The following is a 19519-nucleotide window of genomic DNA, read 5'->3' as shown; positions in this document are numbered from 1 at the left end:
GCGTTTCACTGTTGTCCGCAAGGAAACGCCGCAGCCACGTATCGGTGGGCATAATCCGGGAAACGGAGGCGTTTCATGCACGGCGGCGGTCTCGAACTCGCACTGGTCTTCCTGCTGGCCGCGGTGATCGCGGTGCCGGTGTTCCGTCGTTTCGGCCTGGGCGCCGTGCTGGGCTATCTCGCGGCGGGCGTGACGCTCGGGCCGTACGGCCTTCGTTTCGTCGCCAATGCCGAGCCGGTGCTGACCGCGGCGGAAATCGGCGTGGTGATGCTGCTGTTCGTGATCGGGCTGGAACTGTCGCCGGCGCGCCTGCGCGTCATGCGCAAGCCGATCTTCGGCGCGGGCGGCGCGCAGGTCGCGTTGAGCGCGCTCGCCATCGGCGCCGCGGCGATGATCGCCGGCGCGTCGTGGCAGGCGGCGCTGGTGATCGGCATGGGCCTGGCGTTCTCGTCCACGGCCATCGGCCTGCAGCTGCTGTCCGAACGCAAGGCGATGACGACCGACCACGGTCGCCTCGGCTTCGCGATCCTGCTGTTCCAGGATCTCGCGGCGATCCCGCTGCTGGCGGCGATTCCGCTGCTCGGCCGCGCCGGCGCCGCGGACAACCTGGGCTGGGACGAGGTCGCCAAGGCGCTCGGCGCGATCGCCGTGGTGGTGATCGGCGGCCGCTTCGCGCTGCGTCAGGTGTTCCGCATCATCGCGCGCGTGCAGATGCCGGAAGTCTTCACCGGCGCGGCGCTGCTGGTGGTGCTCGGCACCGCGTGGATCATGCAGGGCGCAGGGCTGTCGGCGGGCCTGGGCGCGTTCCTCGCGGGCGTGCTGCTGGCCGATTCGGAATTCCGCCACGAACTCGAAGCGCAGATCGATCCGTTCAAGGGACTGCTGCTCGGCCTGTTCTTCATGGCCGTGGGCATGAGCATCGACCTGGACCGCGTGCTGTCCGAACCGGTGCTCATCACCGGGCTCGCCATCGCGCTGCTGATGGTGAAGTTCTCGATCCTGTACTTCGTCGGCCGCATTCCCGGCGGGCTGGACACGCGCGAGTCGCTGCGGCTGGGCGCGGTGCTCGCGCTCGGCGGCGAGTTCGCGTTCGTGATCTTCAACGAAGCGGTGAAATCCGGCCTGATCGACGATCCCACGCGCGACCGGCTCGTCGCCGCGGTCGGCATCTCGATGGCGCTCACGCCGCTGCTGGTGATCGCCATCGCTCGCCTGCTGTCGGCGACGCCGCGGAAACAGGAACGCGCGTTCGACACAATTCCCAACGACCAGCCGGAAGTGCTGATCGCCGGCTTCGGCCGCTTCGGCCAGATCGTCGCGCGACTGCTGCTGGCGCAGCACACGCGCTTCATCGCGATCGAGCACAGCGCCGACCAGGTCGATTTCGTGCGCCGCTTCGGTAACCCGGTGTATTACGGCGATCCGGCGAAGCCCGAGCTTCTGCGCTCCTGCGGAGCCGACCAGGTGAAGGTGTTCGTCGTCGCCATCGACGGCGTGGAGGAAAGCCTGCGCACGGTGGAGACGATGCGACGGATGTATCCCGATGCGACGATCTTCGCCCGCGCACGCGACCGTCGCCATGCGTGGGAGCTGATGGACCTGGGTGCGCGCGCGATCCGCGAGACCTTCTACAGCAGCCTGAAGATGGGCGAGAAGGTGCTGGTGGAACTGGGCATCGCCGAGGACGTAGCGCGCAGCCATGCGGAGCAGTTCCGCGACCACGACCTGCGTTTGCTGCATGCGCAGTCGCTGATCCGCGACGACGAGGACGCGCTGCTGCAATCCACGCAGGATGCGCGCCGCGAGCTGGAAGAGCTGTTCAACGCCGACAGCGGCACCGGCGTGCTCAACGAGATCGCCGACGCCACGCGCAAGGACATGGCGTCTGTGGATGAGGAGGAGTGAGGGGGGGCTCGCGCGTTTTGTCGCCGGCGTTCCGTATCGTCGGTCGCCTCGAACTCCCGTCGTCCCGGCGAAAGCCGGGACCCAGGCCATCACGCGGTCCGGCTCGCCTCGGGCTCTGAACGCAGGCATCGCGCGCGCCAGCGCGATCGCACGCCCCGACCCTCACCCAACCCCTCTCCCTGAGGGAGAGGGGCTCAAACGCTCGTCATCCAGCGAAAGCTGGAATCCAGTCTGATTTCGGGCTCAGCGCGCGCCAGCGCGATCGCACGCCCCGCACCTCACCCCAACCCCTCTCCCGTCGGGAGAGGGGCTCGATACCTGGTGTGAAGCCACAATCGAACGAATCAACGCGGCTCACGCAGGAACCTCGCCATCGACAGGTTCTGCCCCGGCGTCGCCGGTGCGAATTCCGCCGCGATGTCGATGAAGCCGCGCATCACCGCGATCTCGCGCGGCGTGCGGTTGAGGGCGTCACGCAGATCCGGATCCGCACCGGCGCGCAGCAGGAACTGCACCACGCGCGGCAGGCCATGCAGCGCCGCCAGATGCAGCGGGCCGAAGCCGCGCGGGTCCTTGGCGTCGAGCGAGGCGTCGTGGTCGATCAGCAATTGCAGGCCGGCGACCAGCACGTCCTCGTCGGCATCGCTGCCGGGTTCGGCGCGCGCGCCCAGCAACAGCAGCAGTGGCGTGGCGCCGGCCGCCGGCTGGTCGGCATCGACGCCGGCCAGCAGCAGCGTGTCGAACAACGCGACCAGGCGCGAACGCTCGCGCGCGTTGAAGCCGTACATCGCCGCGCAATGCAGCGCCTGGCGACCCTGCGCATCGCAGGCCTGCACGTCGGCGCCCGCGGCGAGCAGGCGCGCGGCCAGATCGGTCAGGCCCAGCGCGCAGGCGACCATCAGCACGGTGAGATCTCCCGGCAGGCGCTGCTCGAGCGGCGCGCCCGCGGCGAGCAGGCGGTCGACGATGTCGGCGTGGCGCATGCTCACCGCCGCCGACAGCGGCGTCGCGCCCGAGTTCGCGGTGCGCTCCGGATCCGCGCCGCGCGCGAGTAGCAGGTCGACGACGGCGCGATGACCACCGCCGGCCGCACGTAGCAGCGCGGTGCAGCCCTGCGCGTCGGTGGCATCCACGGGCAGGCCGAGGTCGAGCAGGCGACGCACCGCGTCCGCATCACCGACGATCGCCGCAGCCGGAATGTCCTGCGCCTGCAGCAGACGACGCGGCAGCGGCCAGCCGCGCCAGTCGAGCCAGTCGGCGAGGTCGCGACGTCCCGACGACAGCGCGACGCCGAGCGGCGTCTGGCCGTCGGCGGCGAGCAGGTCCGGCGCCGCGCCGTGCGCGACCAGCCGCTTCAGCATGCCGTCGCGTCCGAGCGCGGCGGCGAGATGCAGCGCGCTCATGCCATGGCTGTCGCGTGCATTGAGGTCGACGCCGATCGCGAGCAGACGATCGAGCAGACTGGCCCAGCCGAGGCGGACGGCGAGTGCGAGCGGCGGATCGCCGGCGGGCGAACGCGCGAACGGATCGGCGCCGCGTTCCAGCAGATCGAGCGCGAGGGCTTCCAGCGATGCGGAGTCGCCCGCACTGCCCTGCGCCGAGGCGAGGAAGCGCGCCAGACCGCCGGCACCGGCCGGCGACACCGCGCGTTCCAGCAGGGCGCGCAACGACGTTTCCGCTTCGGGCATGCGCGCAAGCATCGCGTGCACCGGCGTGTCGCCCTGCTGCGGATCGCGCACTTCCGGATCCGCGCCGTGCGCGAGCAGCCAGCGCACGCGTTCGGCCGAGCCGATCGCATCTTCGTCGTGCAGCAGCGCCCCGCGTTCCTTCGCGCTGAGCAGTTGCGCGAGACCGCCGAGTTCGTCCGCACGACCATCGCGCAGGCCATCGCGCAGCAGCACGGTCGGCGCGCGATCAGGCAGCGGCGCGTCGTCGTCGGCGTCCTCGCTGAGCGCGGCCGGCAGCGGGTAGGCGCGATCGAGCGCGGCGACCAGTGACCAGCGCCCGGCTTCGGCGGCGCGGTCGATCGCGCGCTTGCCGTCGGGGTCGCGGTGTTCGGCATCGCTGCCCAGGTCGAGGAGCTTCTGCACCAGCGTCGGCGACGGCGAATCGGCCATGCACGCCAGGATCAGCGCGGTGCGGCCCCGCGCGTCGGCGCTGGTGGCGGCATCGGCGCCGCCCCGCGGCAGGTGCTGCAGCAGCTTGTCGAGCAGCGATTCGCGCGAGGCGCGCGCGGCTTCGAGGAACGGCGTGCGGCCGTCGTGGTCGCGGATCGACGGATCGGCGTGCGCGGCGAGCAGCGTCGCGGCGATGTCCACGTGCCCGGCGAACGCGGCCTCATGCAGCGCGGTGCGGCCGCGGCGATCGCGCGCATCCACCTTCGCCTTGTGCTTGAGCAGCAGCGCGACGCCGGCCGCGTCGTCCTCTTCGCCACCGGCGGCGGCGAGCAGCGCCGGCTGGCCGTCGACGGGCTCCGGACGCGCGCCGCGTTCCAACAGGAATTTCGCCAGGCGCCAGTTGCCGACCGCGCAGGCCATGCCGAGCGGGGAGACACCGTCGCGGTTGAGCGGATCCAGTTCGGCGGCCGCATCGCGCAGCAGCGCGGCGACCCCCGGATCGGAACTGCGCGCGGCGTGATGCAGCGGCGTGTTGCCTTCGTTGTCGGTCAGGCGCGGGTCGGCGCCGTTGGCCAGCAGCGTCATCACCGCGTCGGGGCGCCCGTGCCAGCTGTCGCGCGTGGCGGCCAGCAGCGGCGTCATGCCGGCGTGGCTCGCGTTGAGGTCGGCGCCGTTGGCGATCAGCGCGCGCAGCAGGCGCAGGTCAGGCAACACCGCGGCGAGCACGGCAAGGCTGCGCTGGTCGCGATCGTCGGCCGGCGGCGGCGCGGTGACGTCGGCGCCCAGTTCGATCAGCTCCAGCGCGCGCTCCACGCGGCCGGCGCGCGCGGCGGCGTACAGCAGCGGCGCGAGCGGTTCGCCTTCGGTCAGCGCGACCGGCTCGTCGAGTTCGACCTCGTCCTCATCGGCATCGAAGGCGAAGCCCGGCAACGGGTCGGCCGGTTCGATCTGCTGGAGCAGCGCATGCAGCGCGGGTGCGCCGAGCGCCAGCAGCACCGCAAGCGTCCAGCGGACGCCGGCGCCGAGCAACTGCGGCCACGCCAGCGCCACCACGATCACCGCCATCGCCAGCACGATCGCCGCGACACCGAGGCCGCGCCAGGCGCCCAGTTCGAGTTCGCCCAGCGCGTGCCAGTGTTCGCGAACCGGACCGCCGTCGCGTTCCAGGCCGAGCCACAGCGGCCACACGCGCCACAGGCCGAGCAGCGCCAGGCCGACGACGGCGCTCACGCCGAGCGCGGCGCTCAGGGAGCCGCCGGAGAGCAGCGCGGACAGCGGCCAGGCGAGCAGCGCGGCGAGCACGGCGACGGCGCCGCCCCAGACCAGCGCGAGCGCGATGCCGTCGCGGATGGCCTCACGGCGCGCGGGCAGGCCGCCATCGCGCCAGGCGCGCACGGCGAGTGCGTTCAACGGCTGCGCGAGGACGCCCGCGATCGCGGCCACGAGGCCGCCGACGCCCGCGATCAGGCCCAGCAGGACACCACCGGCCAGCACGCCGCCGATGCGCAGCGGCATCGACGCGGTGCGGGCGGCCCGGACGGGAGGCGTGGACTCAGGCATCGGTGCCCCAGTCCTCCAGCATCGGGTCTTCGACCTTCGGCGGGAATTGCAGGTGGAAACCGCGCAGCGCGAGGTTCTCGCGCACGACGGCGGCGTCCTCGCGGGCCAGCTTGCGTTCGGGGGTCAGTGCGACTTCCAGCACGAAGTGCAGCGTGCCCAGCTGCGTGCGCAGCGGTTCGGGCAGGCGCGCGAAGTCGTCGCGCTGCGCGAGGTAAACGTAGGTGTCGGCCTTGCGGAGGCTCTTGTAGACGTAGGCTTGCATCGGTTCCGGCGGCAGGCGCGCGCGGGGGACGGCGCGGCGAGATTTTCGCCACAGCATAACGTCGCAAAGCGTGGATTCGGGATTCCTGGTTCCGGTTTTATAAAGCGCGCGTGTGAAGGCGGCAGAACCCGCGCGTGCCCGGACCGCACGCGCCGGGAGGCTTGATCCGCCCTACGAGGCGCACGCCCCGCGCTTCGCGATCGACGCTCCGGGCTGGAGCCCGACGGCCCGAGCTTTGAGCTCGGCGTCCCGAGCTTTGAGCTCGACGCTCCGGGCTTTGAGCTCGGCGTCCCGAGCTTTGAGCTCGACGCTCCGAGGTTGGAGCTCAGCGTCCCGGGCTTCGAGCTCCGCATCCCGAGCTTGGAACTCGGCATTCCGGGCTTTGAGCTCGACGCTCCGAGCTTTGAGCTCCGCGTCCCGAGCTTCGAACTCGACGTTCCTGGCTTTGAGCTCGACCTTCCGAGCTCCAATCTCGACGCTCCGAGCTTTGAGCCCGACGTTTCGGACTCAGAGCTCGGCGTGCCGAGCTTCAAGTCCCGGGCGCCGGGCCCCGAATCCCAATTCAGTGATACCCCGCGTCCGCCGCGACCTTCCCCTTGAACACGCTGTAGGACCAGTACGTGTAGCCCAGGATCGCGGGCAGCAGCACGATCAGGCCCACCAGCACGAAGCCCTGCGACGACGGCGGCGAGGCGGCGTCCCAGATCGTCAGGCCGGGCGGCACGATGTTCGGCCAGATGCCGAGCACCAGCCCGGCGAAGCCCAGCGCGAAGAAGCACAGCGTCAGCACGAACGGCTTCGCATCGCGCCCGCGGCGCATCGCCGCGCGCCACAGCGCGAAGGCGTTGGCGAGCGCCAGCAGCGGCACCGGCGCGAGCCACCAGAAATTCCCGTCCTCGAACCAACGCGCCATCACCCGCGAGTCCAGGAACGGCAGCCACGCGCTCACCAGCCCCATGAACGCGACGACCACCAGCACCAGCGGCCGCGTCAGGCCGCGCGCGATGTCCTGCATGCGGCCTTCGGTTTTCAGGATCAGCCACGTGGACCCCAACAGCGCGTAGCCGAACAGCACCGCGATGCCGGTCAGCATCGAGAACGGGCTGAACCAGCCGAACGCGCCGGCCATGTACTTGCCGTCCTGCAGCGGCATGCCTTCCACCAGCGCGCCGAGGATCACGCCCTGCGCGAACGCGCACACCATCGAACCCAGCGAGAACGCGAGTCCCCATGCGAACTTCGCGCGATTGGCCTTGAAGCGGAATTCGAACGCGACGCCGCGGAACACGAGCGCGATGAGCATCAACAGCACCGGCAAATAGAGCGCCGACAACACCACCGCGTACGCCTTCGGAAACGCCGCGAGCAGGCCCGCGCCGCCGAGCACCAGCCAGGTTTCGTTGCCGTCCCAGATGGGCGCGGCGGTGTTCATCATGTGATCGAGCTGCGCTTCGGTTTCGGCGAACGGCGCGAGGATGCCGAGCCCGAGCACGAAGCCGTCGAGCACCACGTACATCAGCACGCCGAAGCCGATCACGCCGAACCAGATCACGGGAAGCACGGTGGCCAAGTCCATCACACGCCCTCCTCAAGATCCTCGCCTGCGGCGGACAGCGGACGCGCCGGCGTCTTGTCGCCGCCGCGCGTGTGCTGCGGCGGTTCGTGCGGCAGCGGCCCCTTCTTCACCAGGCGCGTGAGGTACCACATGCCCGAGCCGAACACGATCGCGTAGACGACCATGTAGACGATCAGCGACGTCAGCACGGCCGCCGCCGCCAGCGTCGGACTCACCGCGTCCGCGGTGCGCAGCAGGCCGTAGATCACGTACGGCTGGCGGCCGATCTCGGTGACGTACCAGCCGGCGAGCATGCAGACGAAGCCCGCGAGCGTCAGCAGGCGCCAGCCGCGCAGCGCCAGGCGCGATTCGTACAGGCGTCCGCGCCAGAACTGGTAGAGCGAATACAGCGTGAGGATCAGCATCAGCGTGCCGAGCCCGACCATGACGCGGAACGCATAGAACACCGGTTTCACCGGCGGACGTTCGCTGGCCGGCACGGATTTGAGCGGCGGGATCTCGCCGTTCCACGAATGCGTGAGGATGATGCTGCCCGCGCGCGGAATGGCGAATTCGAAATCGTTGCGTTCGGCGCGTTCGTTCGGCACCGCGAACACCACGAACGGCATGCCTTCGCCCTCGGGCTCGCTTTCCCAGTGGCCTTCGAGCGCGGCGACCTTCGTCGGCTGGTGTTCGAGCGCGTTCAGTCCGTGCAGGTCGCCGACGATCACCTGCGCCGGCACCGTGATCGCCGCGAACAACACGGCGGCCTTGAGCATCCGCTTGCCTGCATCGACATGCACGCCGCGCAGCAGGTACGACGCACCGACACCGCCGATCACGAAGCACGTCGTGATGAACGCGGCGAGCACCATGTGCGCCAGCCGCACCGGGAACGACGGGTTGAAGATGATCGCGAACCAGTCGTCCGGGTGGAACACGCCGTCGACGATGCTGTAGCCCTGCGGCGTCTGCATCCAGCTGTTGGCCGAGATGATCCAGAACGTGGAAATCAGCGTGCCCAGCGCGACCATCGAGGTGCTGAGGAAGTGCAGCTTCTCGCTCACGCGTCCCCAGCCGAACAGCATCACGCCGAGGAACGTCGCTTCCAGGAAGAACGCGGTGAGCACTTCGTAGCTCAGCAGCGGGCCGAGGATGTTGCCGGCCTGTTCGCTCAGCGTCGCCCAGTTCGTGCCGAACTGGAAACTCATCACGATGCCCGACACCACGCCCATGCCGAAGGACACGGCGAAGATCTTGATCCAGAAGAAATACAGATCGCGCCAGAGCGTGTCGCGCGTGCGCAGCCAGCGCCATTCGACGAAGGCCAGCCAGCTCGCGAGGCCGATGGTGAAGGCCGGGAACAGGATGTGGAACGAAATGACGAATCCGAACTGGATGCGCGACAGCAGCAGCGGGTCCACGGCTCAGCTCCTCGGGTGGGGCCGGGCACGAAGTGTGTGCCGCCTCGCGCAGGCTGTCTTCGGCCAAATCGTCCCACCCATGACGCATGACCCGATCCGGCAAAGCGGCGGGCTGCTAGGCTGCGGGGGTTTTGTCCAACCGTGCCGGTACGACCTCATGCCATCGCGTCCCATCCGCCTTACTTCCCTTGCGCGCCTGACTTCCCTTGCCGCCGTCCTTTCGACCGGCGCCTTCCTGGCCAGCGCGGCCTGCGCGCAGACGCCGGTCACCTTGACCGAGGCCATGGCCGATCCCGACTGGATCGGTCCGCCGGTCGAACAGGCCTGGTGGGCCTGGGACGGCCAACGTGTTCAGTACCAACTCAAGCGTGAAGGGGCTGCGATCCGCGACACGTACCAGCAACCCGTTGCGGGCGGCAACGGCGCCGTGCTCGACGGTGCCGCGCGCGCCGACCTCGACGCGCCGCGCGCCGTGTACGACGCATCGCGCCAGCGCATGGCGTTCGTCCGCAACGGCGATGTCTTCGTGCGCGACCTGCGCACCGGCGCGCTGACGCAGGTCACGCGCACCAATGCCGACGAAGCCACGCCGCAGTGGAGCAGCGACGGCAACCTCGTCTTCCGCCAGGCCAACGACTGGTACCAGTGGCGCGCCGGTCGCGGCGTGAGCCAGGCCGCGGTGGTGAAGGCCGAAAAGGATCCCGCCGCGCCGCCGAAGGCCGACGATCTCCGCGAACGCCAGCTGGCGATGATCGCCACGCTGAAGAAGGACAAGGAACTGCGCGACGGCGCGCGCGACCAGAACGAAGCCTGGCGTCGCGCCGATCCCACGCGCGCACCCGCGCCGACGTACCTGGGCACCGACGTCGTCGTCGCCGACAGCGCGCTGTCGCCGGACGGCCGCTGGCTGCTCGTCGTCACCACGGCCAAGGGCGCCGACGAAGGCCAGGCCGGCAAGATGCCCAAGTACGTGACCGAATCGGGTTACGAGGAATTCGAGGACGCACGCACGCGCGTGGGCCGCAACGATCCGCTGCCGCATCGCCTGTGGCTGGTGGACGTCAATGCATCGAAGGCGACCGAACTGAAGTTCGATTCGCTGCCGGGCATCAAGGACGATCCGCTCGCCGCGATGCGCAAGGCCGCCAAGCAGGATCCGCTGAAGGGCGATCGTCCGGTCCGCATCGAAAGCGACGGCGACGGTTCGGGCCCGGCGATCCACTGGAGTGATGATTCGCGCAATGTCGCGATGCTCGTGCGTGCGGTCGACAACAAGGATCGCTGGATCGTCTCGCTCTCGCCGGCGAGCGGCGACGCGGCGAACACGAAGCTGGTCACGCGCGACCGCCTCACCGACAAGGCGTGGATCAACTGGGGCTTCAACGATTTCGGCTGGACCCGCGACGGCTCGCTGTGGTTCCTGTCCGAACGCGGCGGCTATTCGCACCTGTACGTGAACGACGGCGGCAAGTCGCGCCAGCTCACCAGCGGCAAGTGGGAGGTCTCGGCGCCGACGCTTTCGGCCGATGGCACATCGTTCTTCTTCACCTGCAACCGCAAGTGGCCGGGCGATTACGAAGTCTGCGCCGTGCCGGTCGCCGGTGGCGACGTGCGCGAAGTGACCTCGCTCGACGGCGTGGAAGACTTCACGCTTTCGCCGGATGGCAGCAAGGTGCTCGTGCGCCATTCGGCCAGCTACATGCCGCCGCAGCTGTCGGTGGTGAATGCCGCCGGCGGCAACGCCACGCAGCTGACCGACACGCGCAAGCCTGAATTCAAGGGCCGCCAGTGGATCCAGCCCGAGTACGTGCAGGTGCCGAGCAAGCATGGCGCGGGCGTGGTGTGGGGCAAGTTCTACGGCCCGAAGAACTACGAGCCGGGCCGCAAGTATCCGGTCGTGATGTTCGTGCACGGCGCCGGTTACCTGCAGAACGTGTCGGAGCGTTATCCGAACTACTTCCGCGAGCAGATGTTCCACAACCTGCTCGTGCAGCAGGGTTACGTGGTGCTCGACCTGGATTACCGCGCGTCCGAAGGCTACGGCCGCGACTGGCGCACGGCGATCTATCGCCAGATGGGTCATCCGGAACTGGAGGATTACCTGGACGGCCTGGACTGGCTGGTCGCCAACAAGCAGGGCGACAAGGACCACGCCGGCATTTACGGCGGTTCGTACGGCGGCTTCATGACGTTCATGGCGCTGTTCCGCTCGCCGGGCACGTTCAAGGCCGGCGCCGCGCTGCGCCCGGTCGCCGACTGGTCGCAGTACAACCACGAATACACCAGCAACATCCTCAACACGCCGGAACTCGACCCGGAGGCCTACCAGGTCTCCTCGCCGATCAACTTCGCCGACAAGCTGCAGGACAACCTGCTGATCGCCCACGGCATGATCGACGAAAACGTGTTCTTCAAGGATTCGGTGATGCTGAGCCAGCGCCTGATCGAACTGCGCAAGGACAAGTGGGAAATCGCGCCGTACCCGCTGGAACGCCACAGCTTCACGCGTTCGGACAGCTGGTACGACGAGTACCGCCGCATCTACGAGCTGTTCGAGCGGACGTTGAAGTAAGCGACGCCGAAGTATCCGTCGAATGAACCAGCGGATGTGATTGGAGCCCCTCTCCCCGGAGAGGGGCTTTGTTTTTGAGCCGTCGCTGTTCCTGGGTCGTCATTCCCGCGAAGGCGGGAATCCATCCTTCCGGCGCATCACGTTCGCCGGAAAGCTTGCAACGTCTGACAGATGGATTCCCGCCTTCGCGGGAATGACAGCTGAGAAGGCGCGGCGATCACCGCGTCGCCGCAGCCTCCACCGCCGGCATCTTCGCCTCGCTCCAGCTCGAATCCGGATCGAAGCCCTTCATCCCTTTCGCGATCGCTTCGCCGCCCGGCCCGAGATCCTTCTCGAACACCTGCCCGTCCGGGCCGATCATGAAGCTCATCACGCCGGTATCGCCGTATTTCGCCGGCCATGCGACCAGCGCGAAGCCGCGCGTCATGCGTCCGTCGACGAGGTAGTTGCGCGCGCCGCCCGGCGCCGAGGCGCCCTGAGAGGTCAGGATGCGGTAGCGGTAACCGAGGTAATCGCCCTTCGGCAGGTCGTCGCCGAACAGCGGGCCGAGCGGGCTCACGTCCGCGCTGCCGTCTTCGGGCCAGTAGAGCCCGTCGTGCTTTCCGTCGCTGCTGAGGATGTGCTGCGCGTATTCGAGCACCCCGTCGCCATCGTGGTCGTCCTCGGCGTAATCCAGCTGCGCGTCGCGGTAGGCCTGCACCGCCTGCAGCACGGCAAGCTCATTGCGACCGATGCGTCGCACGCGCATTTCCTCGCCGCCGGCCTTCGGGTCGAAGCGCCAGCCGCTCTTGTCCTGTTTCAGCGGAATCGGCAGCGTCCAGCCGCCGTCGCCCACAGCCAGCTTCGCCGTCGCGCCCTCGGCGAGGATGCGATGCGACTGCTTCCACATCGCAAGGAACGCGTCGACATCGTCCTGGTCGATACCTTCGGTCGGGATGTAGTCGCGCCACTGCGCGCCGAGCACCTTCTGCAACGCGGCCTGGTCGTGCTTCTCGACTGCTGCGACGAAGGCGTCGGCCGCGGCGTCGGCCGTGGGATAGGCGCTCTGCGCGAAGGCCGGCGAAACGCACAGCGCGACCAGCAAGGCCAGCAGCAAGGGGTTTGCAAGTTTCATCGAAGGACTCCTCCTCGAACCTGCGCGATCAACCGCGGCGACGCGCGCCACCGCCGCCGTGCGACGGGCGCGACTGCCGCTGCACCTGGTGCCCGCCCGAGCGCTGCGATTGCGGCCGCTGCTGCATCTGCCGGCTCTGCTGCCCGCGTTCGAGCTGCTGGCGTGACTGCTGCGGGTGCCGCGCGCCCTCGAAGGCGTTGTTGCGCGACACCTCGTGCGTCTGCCGCTGCTGCGCGTGATCCTGCAGGCGCGGCTGGTTCGCCTGCGAGCGCTGCATGTGCTGCGCCTGCGCACCGCGCGCCTCGTTGCGGGCATGGTCGCGCTGCTGTGCATTGGCGTGCGTCGTGCGCGGGCCGGCGTCGCGATGCGTGCCTGCCTGCGCGCGATCGCCGCGCTGCTGCGCGACCTCGCGCGCGTGGTCGCGTGACGCGTCGCGTTGCGAAACATCCCGCGTGCGCGCCTGCGCGGTCTCGCGGGCGCGTTCGCGCGACGGATCGCGCTGCACGCCGGCGCCGCCCTGCCCGGGGCGCGAATCGAGCCCCCCGGATCGATTCTGGATGTCGCGTCCCGCTTCGCGCGCGCGCTCCTGCGCCTGGCGGTTGCTGGCCGCCGGTGCTTCGAAGCCGCGACGTTCCATCTCCTGCCGCGCGCGATCGCGATTGGCCTGATGCGCCGCATCGTTCCCGCGGAACTGCTGGCGCTGGTCGGCGCCGGGCAGTCGCTGCTGGCCGAACTGTTCGCGGCTGCGCGCATCGCGATACGGCACGTCGCCGCGGAAATTCGCGTCGTGCCGCCACGTGCTGCGGCTCGCGTCGATCTGCCGGTTGACGTTGATGTTGTTGTAGCGGTTCACGTCGATGTCGACGTCGCCGCCATGCCAGTCCCAGTCGCCCCACAGCGCATCGGCGACCGCGACGCCGGTGCCGAACGCGAGGCCGGCGGCGAGCACGCTGCCCGGATACCACGCCGGTGCCGGCGGGTAGTACGCGGGCGGATACGACGGATACGGCCATGACCCGTACACGGTGGTCGGGTTGTAGCTGGGCACGTAGACGACTTCGGGATTGGCCGGCTCGATCTGGATGATCTGCGTCGGCGGCGGCGGAGGTGGCGCCTGCCCCTCGACCACGACCGGCGCCGGTGCGGGCGGTGCCGCCACGACCGTGACCTTCTGCTGTTCCGAACTCTGCAGATTGCCGGCGGCCTGCGCGGCGCGACGCAGCCGCTGCACGGCGTCCATCACGTCGCCCGGCTGCGCGAGGAACGCATCGCCCAGGCGCTGCACCCAGCCCGGATCCTGCGAAAGCGTCGACATCACCTGCGGGAAGGCGACCAGCGACTGCACGCTCGGATCCCACGGCTGGTCCGCGACCAGCTTCACCGCGGCGTCACCCTTCGCGTCGGGGTGCGCCTTCGACCACGCGACGGCGTCGGCGACGTTGCCCGGATACGTCGCCGCCATCAGCACCTGCGTCAGCAGCGAATCGGGATACAGCGCGATCGGCGCGACCATCTGGTCGAGCTCTTCCTGCGCGAACACACGCTGCGCCGGCGCTGCGGTCGTCGCGGCCGGTGTCGTGGCGGCGGGCGCGGGAGCGGCGGGTGCCGGCGCAGTGGTGGCCGCGGGCGCGGCCTCGCGCTTGCACGAGGTCGCCGACAGCGCGGCGACGAGAACGGCGGACAGCACACACGGGCGGAGCATGCGCATCACACACCTCCCACACCTGAAGAGCGTCGATGGCCCCGGCGCAACGCCGGTCCTTCGACGGCCCCCTGAACGGGCGGCGGCTATCATGCGCGCCTGCCCCGCTATGTCCCTGTGAACATGAGCTCGCCTGCCCCGGCCTTCGACGACGTCCGCGCCTACCTCACCGACCTGCAGGACCGCATCTGCGCCGCGATCGAGCACGCCGACGGCCGCGCGCGCTTCCGCGAGGACGTGTGGCAGCGTCCGGAAGGCGGCGGCGGGCGTACGCGCATCCTCCGCGACGGCGCGGTGTTCGAACAGGCGGGGATCGGCTTTTCCGACGTCTCCGGCACGAAGCTGCCGCCGTCGGCCACCGCCGCGCGGCCGGAACTGGCCGGCGCGTCGTGGCGCGCGGTCGGTGTCTCGCTGGTGTTCCATCCGCGCAATCCGCACCTGCCGACCACGCACGCGAACGTGCGCCACTTCCGCGCCGTGCGCGATGGCGAAACGGTGGCGTGGTGGTTCGGCGGCGGCTTCGACCTCACGCCGTTCTATCCGGTGGACGAGGACGTGCTGCACTGGCACCGCACTGCGCGCGAGCTGTGCGGACCCTTCGGCGGCCAGGCGCGCTACGAGAAGCACAAGCATTGGTGCGACGAGTATTTCTTCCTGAAGCACCGCAACGAAACGCGCGGCGTCGGCGGCCTGTTCTTCGACGACCTGCATGAGGACGCCGATGCCGACTTCGCCTACCTGCGCGCCGTGGGCGACGGTTTCCTCGATGCGTACCTGCCCATCGTCGAGCGTCGCAAGGACACGCCGCACGGCGAACGCGAGCGGCAGTTCCAGCTGTACCGCCGCGGCCGCTACGTCGAGTTCAACCTGGTCTTCGATCGCGGAACGCTGTTCGGCCTGCAGTCGGGCGGACGCACCGAATCGATCCTCATGAGCCTGCCGCCGCTGGTGCGATGGGAATACGGCTTCGAACCCGAAGACGGCAGCCCCGAGGCGCGCCTGGCCGATTACCTGCGCCCGCGCGACTGGCTCGCCGAGCTGGGCTGATCGCGCAGCTCAGACGTCCTCGTCGCCATCGCCCGGCGGTTCGCGCAACAGGATGGTGATGCGACCGTCGGTTTCCAGCAGCGCGAGGTGGATGCGGTCCACGTCGTTGCAGCCTGCCTCGCGCATGGCCTTGGAGAAGTCGTAGCGGCTGACCAGCTCGCGCCGCAGCACGTCGCGATAGACGTTTCCGTTGTGCGCAAGCACGACCGGCACCCCTTCGAGCAGGCGCTCCATCTTGCGGCTGCGCGAAGTGAGCAGGCCCACCGACCAGTTCAGCACGATGAGCGTGGCCGCGAGCAGCAGCCCGCCCGTCATCGACGTGTCCTTGCCGAGCAGCGCGTTCTGCACCGCATTGCCGAGCAGCACGATCAGCAGCATGTCGAAAGCGGTGAACTGCCCCATCGTCCGCTTGCCCGAGATCCGGATCATCCCCAGCAGCACGACGTACACCACCACCGCGCGCAGGATGAACTCCCACCACGGCATCGACATCTCGAACATGGCCGCCTCCGCTTCCGCGATGCGGGAACGCTAGCGGTAAAGCGTCTGGAGGAGAACTCACGGCAAGCGGATGGCGTGACGGCCTGGGTCCCGGCTTTCGCCGGGATGACGGGGAATATGGAATGAAGTCGCTGATTGGCAGCCGGAGAATCCAGCCCCCTTGGTAAGGGGGCGCGGCGGCAGCCGCGGGGATCGGAAGCATCGGCGCGGGGGCCCAAAGTTTTGCGACGCGAAACTTTGGGTTTATTTCTGGCGACGCCAGAAATAAAAAGCCCCGCAGGCAGGGGGGGCCGGCGGGGCTGGGGAGCGGGACCTGGGGAGGGGCCTTCGCTCCGGGATCACTCCAGGGGAGGGAGAGATCGGCGACAGGCGTTGCACCTGTCGCGACCTATATGACCATTCCGTACATGGATGGTTCGTGAAGATCCGGGTTAACAATTCGTTGGATTCAGGAGGCATTCACCGAATTGGAAACGTTTTTCCCCGCGTTCCGCGCGAAATCCGCCTCCCGGCGGCCGTGGCACGAAAACTGCCGGATCCGGCTTCCGACGAACGGTCAGTGGGCCTCGTCCCAGTTCGCGCCGATACCGCTATCGACCAGCAGCGGAACCCGCAATCCGGCCACCCGGGACATGCGGTCGCGCGCCTCGTTCACCAGGGTGTCTACGAAACCGGTCTCGACCTCGAACACCAGTTCGTCGTGCACCTGCAGCACCATCAGCGCGCGGTCGCGGTGATCGGCCAGCCAGCCATCGATGGAGATCATCGCCAGCTTGATGATATCCGCGGCGGTGCCCTGCATCGGCGCGTTGATCGCCGCTCGCTCGGCGCCCGCGCGCAGGCCCTGGTTCCGCGCGTGGATGTTGTCCAGGTACAGGCGGCGGCCGAATACGGTTTCCACGTACCCCTGCTCGCGCGCCTGCTGGCGCGTGCGCTCCATGAAATCGCGCACGCCCGGGTATCGGCTGAAGTACAGCGCGATGTAGTCCTGCGCCTCGCCGCGCGAGATGTTCAGCTGCCGCGCCAGGCCAAACGCGCCCATGCCGTACATCAGGCCGAAGTTGATGGCCTTCGCGGCGCGGCGCTCGTTGTTGCTGACCTCGTCGAACGGCTTGCCGAAGACTTCCGCCGCCGTCGCGCGATGGATGTCGGCGCCGGATTCGAACGCACGCAGCAGGCTCGGATCCTCCGACAGGTGCGCCATGATCCGCAGCTCGATCTGCGAGTAGTCGCACGCCACGATGCAGCGGCCTTCCGGCGCAACGAACGCCTGCCGGATGCGGCGGCCGTCGTCGGTGCGGATGGGGATGTTCTGCAGGTTCGGATCGCTCGACGCGAGACGTCCCGTCGCCGCGCCGGCCTGGTGGTAGCTGGTGTGCACGCGGCCGGTGTCGCGGTTCACCATCTCCGGCAACTTGTCGGTGTACGTGCTGCGCAGCTTCGACAAGCCGCGGTATTCCAGGATCACCCGCGGCAATTCGTGCTGGTCGGCGATCGCTTCCAGCGCTTCCTCATTGGTCGACGGCGCACCGGACGGCGTCTTCACCAGCGCCGGCAGTTTCAGTTCGTCGAACAGCAATTGCCCGAGCTGCTTGGGCGAATCCAGGTTGAAGGTGCGACCGGCCAGCTCCGTCGCCTTCTGCTGCGCGGCGAGCATGCGCTTGCCGAGGTCGGCCGATTGCCGGCGCAGTTCATCGGCATCGACCATCACGCCGTTGGCTTCGACGCGTTCCAGCACCTGCACCAGCGGCATTTCGATCTCGTGGTACACGTGCGCCAGGCCCGGCACCGCTTCGACCTTCGGCGAAAGCACGCGATGCAGGCGCAGCGTGACGTCGGCGTCCTCGGCGGCGTAACGCATCGCGTCCTCGATGGACACCTGCGAGAACGGAATCGATTTCGCGCCCTTTCCGGCGACGTCCTCGTAGCGCACGGTGTCGTAGCCGAGATAGCGTTTGGCCAGCGAATCCATGTCGTGACGCGTCGCCGTCGCGTTGTAGACGAAGCTCTGCAGCATCGTGTCGTCGGCGTAATTGCGAACTTCGATGCCGTTTCGACGCAGCACATGCAGGTCGTACTTGCCGTGCTGGCCCATCTTCTTGCGCGTGGGGTCCTCGAACAGCGTGCGCAGCGCGGCCAGCGTCTCGGTGCGGTCGAGCTGCTTAGGCGCGCCCGGATAATCGTGGCCGAGCGGCAGGTACGCGCCGCGGCCCGGTTCCGCCGCGAGACTCAGGCCGATGAGGTTGGCCTGCATGGGATCCAGCGAGTCGGTTTCGGTGTCGAACGCAAACTCCTCCGAATCCCGCAGTCGCGTAAGCAGGTCGTCGAACTGCTCCGGCGTCAGGATCGCCTCGTAATCGCCCTTGGCCGACAGCGATGGGTCGACCGCTTCCGCCGGCGCGCCCGAACGCGCGTGGCCAGCGGCCGTGTTGCGAAGGCCCGTCGGGCTGTTCGCGTGATCCTCGACCACCGCGCCCGGGCCTTCGAGCTCGCGCAGCGCCTGCTTGAAGCCATAGCGCGCGTAGAGTTCGCGCAATTCATCAACGTGGCGATCGCGCAGCGCGAGGTCGGTCGGGCCGCGATCGAGATCGACGTCGGTGCGGATGGTCGTCAGCGTGCGGTTGAGCGGCAGGCGCGGCAGCGCGGCGCGGAGGTTCTCGCCGATCTTGCCTTTGATCGACTCCGCATGCGCGATGACGTTGTCGAGCGTGCCGTATTCGCCGAGCCATTTCGCCGCGGTCTTCGGGCCGCACTTCTCGACGCCGGGGATGTTGTCGACGCTGTCGCCCATGAGCGCGAGCAGGTCGATGATCTGGTCCGGCCGCACGCCGAACTTGTCGATCACGCCGGCTTCCGAATCGAGCCGGCTGCCGCTCATCGTGTTGACCAGCGCGATGCCGGGACGCACGAGTTGCGCGAAGTCCTTGTCGCTGGTCGAAATGGTGACGTCGATGCCCTGCTCGGCCGCGCGCACGGCGAGCGTGCCGATGACGTCGTCGGCTTCGACGCCTTCGATGCGCAGGATCGTCATGCCCAGCGCGTTGACGATGTCGCACATCGGCTGCACCTGCGCGCGCAGTTCATCGGGCATCGCGGCGCGGTTGGCCTTGTACTCGGGATACAGGTCGTCGCGGAAGGTCTTGCCCGGCGCGTCCACGACGAAGGCCACATACGCGGGCTGCTCCTTCAGCGTCGCGCGCAGCATGTTGACCACGCCGAACAAGGCGCCGGTGGGTTCGCCGGCGTCGTTGGTGAGCGGCGGGAGCGCGTGGAAGGCGCGATAGAGATAGCTGGAGCCGTCGATGAGGACGAGGCGGGGCGTGTCGGTCATGGCCGGAATTCTACGCTGCACGGCTTTGGCGACCGTGCAGGCCGGCCCGTCACCCCTCGCAGCGGCCCCGGCGCGTATCCTTGCGGCATCGCCATCCGCATCCCGCCGACCGGCAAGGAGTCCGCCATGCGCCACGCTCTGCTCGCCCTGCTGCTCCCGTTGACCCTGATCGGCTGCGCGACGATGGGCAGCGACGATCCGACGGTCGGGCTCCAGGATCCCGAAGTGCGCTCGCGCACCGTCAGCGGCGGCGACACCATCGACGAGTACTACGTCGCCGGCCAGCTGCGCGTGGTGCGCATCACGCCCACACGTGGTCCGGTGTACTACCTCGTCGACAACAACGCCGACGGCATCCTCGACAGCAGCAAGGGCGAAGGTCCGATCTCGCCGGTGCAGTACAAGTTGCTGAGCTGGTAATCCGCGCCG

At 68.9% G+C, this 19519-nt stretch carries 12 protein-coding genes; 4 read left to right on the top strand and 8 right to left on the bottom strand.

Annotation, left to right across the window (positions count from 1 at the left end; genetic code table 11):
* Nucleotides 1–75: 75 nt before the first annotated feature.
* Nucleotides 76–1905 (top strand): monovalent cation:proton antiporter-2 (CPA2) family protein, encoded by a 1830-nt coding sequence (locus tag GOY17_RS01290; protein WP_157028967.1) that lies wholly within the window; start codon nt 76–78, stop codon nt 1903–1905.
* A gap of 344 nt (nt 1906–2249) precedes the next feature.
* Here GOY17_RS01290 and GOY17_RS01285 read toward each other — a convergent pair whose 3' ends face one another.
* From GOY17_RS01285 to GOY17_RS01270, 4 genes are all read right to left on the bottom strand, one after another.
* Nucleotides 2250–5537: an ankyrin repeat domain-containing protein gene (locus tag GOY17_RS01285; protein ID WP_157031550.1), complete on the bottom strand. Its 3288-nt coding sequence runs from the start codon at nt 5535–5537 to the stop codon at nt 2250–2252.
* 37 nt (nt 5538–5574) lie between these two features.
* Entirely contained in the window at nt 5575–5844 is a 270-nt protein-coding gene (locus GOY17_RS01280) for a YcgL domain-containing protein (protein WP_157028966.1), read from the bottom strand.
* Between the two features lie 562 nt (nt 5845–6406).
* Nucleotides 6407–7420, bottom strand: coding sequence for a cytochrome d ubiquinol oxidase subunit II (gene cydB / locus GOY17_RS01275; RefSeq protein WP_157028965.1), 1014 nt, complete (start codon nt 7418–7420; stop codon nt 6407–6409).
* Nucleotides 7420–8823, bottom strand: coding sequence for a cytochrome ubiquinol oxidase subunit I (locus tag GOY17_RS01270; protein ID WP_157028964.1), 1404 nt, complete (start codon nt 8821–8823; stop codon nt 7420–7422). Before GOY17_RS01270 ends, cydB begins: the two co-directional genes overlap by 1 nt.
* A gap of 157 nt (nt 8824–8980) precedes the next feature.
* Between GOY17_RS01270 and GOY17_RS01265 the strand changes: the two genes are divergently transcribed.
* Nucleotides 8981–11395 (top strand): S9 family peptidase, encoded by a 2415-nt coding sequence (locus tag GOY17_RS01265; RefSeq protein WP_157028963.1) that lies wholly within the window; start codon nt 8981–8983, stop codon nt 11393–11395.
* Between the two features lie 217 nt (nt 11396–11612).
* On the opposite strand, the gene GOY17_RS01260 is transcribed toward GOY17_RS01265, so the two are convergent.
* Together GOY17_RS01260 and GOY17_RS01255 are read right to left on the bottom strand one after the other, a co-directional pair.
* Nucleotides 11613–12509, bottom strand: coding sequence for a DUF2950 domain-containing protein (locus GOY17_RS01260; RefSeq protein WP_157028962.1), 897 nt, complete (start codon nt 12507–12509; stop codon nt 11613–11615).
* A 28-nt stretch (nt 12510–12537) separates the two neighbouring features.
* On the bottom strand, nt 12538–14217 hold the full coding sequence (locus GOY17_RS01255) for a DUF3300 domain-containing protein (protein ID WP_157028961.1): 1680 nt from the start codon (nt 14215–14217) through the stop codon (nt 12538–12540).
* 117 nt (nt 14218–14334) lie between these two features.
* Here GOY17_RS01255 and hemF point away from each other — a divergent pair, with 117 nt between their 5' ends.
* Complete coding sequence (gene hemF / locus GOY17_RS01250; protein ID WP_157028960.1) at nt 14335–15258, top strand: oxygen-dependent coproporphyrinogen oxidase; 924 nt, start codon at nt 14335–14337, stop codon at nt 15256–15258.
* A 9-nt stretch (nt 15259–15267) separates the two neighbouring features.
* Here hemF and GOY17_RS01245 read toward each other — a convergent pair whose 3' ends face one another.
* The gene (locus GOY17_RS01245) at nt 15268–15759 is read right to left on the bottom strand and encodes a DUF421 domain-containing protein (RefSeq protein WP_157028959.1); all 492 of its coding nucleotides are present in this window, start codon (nt 15757–15759) and stop codon (nt 15268–15270) included.
* 556 nt (nt 15760–16315) lie between these two features.
* A complete protein-coding gene (gene polA, locus GOY17_RS01240) occupies nt 16316–19090 on the bottom strand; it encodes a DNA polymerase I (RefSeq protein ID WP_157028958.1) in 2775 nt (924 codons plus the stop codon).
* A gap of 126 nt (nt 19091–19216) precedes the next feature.
* On the opposite strand from polA, the gene GOY17_RS01235 reads away from it, so the two are divergent.
* Nucleotides 19217–19510: a DUF2782 domain-containing protein gene (locus tag GOY17_RS01235; protein ID WP_198173764.1), complete on the top strand. Its 294-nt coding sequence runs from the start codon at nt 19217–19219 to the stop codon at nt 19508–19510.
* Nucleotides 19511–19519 lie beyond the last annotated feature (9 nt).

It is taken from the genome of Lysobacter soli, from assembly GCF_009755585.1.
Lineage (GTDB): Bacteria > Pseudomonadota > Gammaproteobacteria > Xanthomonadales > Xanthomonadaceae > Lysobacter_J > Lysobacter_J soli.
The sequence above is the reverse complement of the archived record's forward strand: the minus strand, read 5'-3'. Positions and strand labels throughout refer to the sequence as shown.

Coding starts and splice junctions, on each gene's coding strand:
- polA (WP_157028958.1), bottom strand. CDS start 19,090: ATGACCGACACGCCCCGCCTCGTCCTCATCGACGGCTCCAGCTATCTC.
- cydB (WP_157028965.1), bottom strand. CDS start 7,420: ATGGACTTGGCCACCGTGCTTCCCGTGATCTGGTTCGGCGTGATCGGC.
- hemF (WP_157028960.1), top strand. CDS start 14,335: ATGAGCTCGCCTGCCCCGGCCTTCGACGACGTCCGCGCCTACCTCACC.
- GOY17_RS01265 (WP_157028963.1), top strand. CDS start 8,981: ATGCCATCGCGTCCCATCCGCCTTACTTCCCTTGCGCGCCTGACTTCC.
- GOY17_RS01245 (WP_157028959.1), bottom strand. CDS start 15,759: ATGTTCGAGATGTCGATGCCGTGGTGGGAGTTCATCCTGCGCGCGGTG.
- GOY17_RS01280 (WP_157028966.1), bottom strand. CDS start 5,844: ATGCAAGCCTACGTCTACAAGAGCCTCCGCAAGGCCGACACCTACGTT.
- GOY17_RS01255 (WP_157028961.1), bottom strand. CDS start 14,217: ATGCGCATGCTCCGCCCGTGTGTGCTGTCCGCCGTTCTCGTCGCCGCG.
- GOY17_RS01235 (WP_198173764.1), top strand. CDS start 19,217: ATGCGCCACGCTCTGCTCGCCCTGCTGCTCCCGTTGACCCTGATCGGC.
- GOY17_RS01285 (WP_157031550.1), bottom strand. CDS start 5,537: ATGCCGCTGCGCATCGGCGGCGTGCTGGCCGGTGGTGTCCTGCTGGGC.
- GOY17_RS01260 (WP_157028962.1), bottom strand. CDS start 12,509: ATGAAACTTGCAAACCCCTTGCTGCTGGCCTTGCTGGTCGCGCTGTGC.
- GOY17_RS01290 (WP_157028967.1), top strand. CDS start 76: ATGCACGGCGGCGGTCTCGAACTCGCACTGGTCTTCCTGCTGGCCGCG.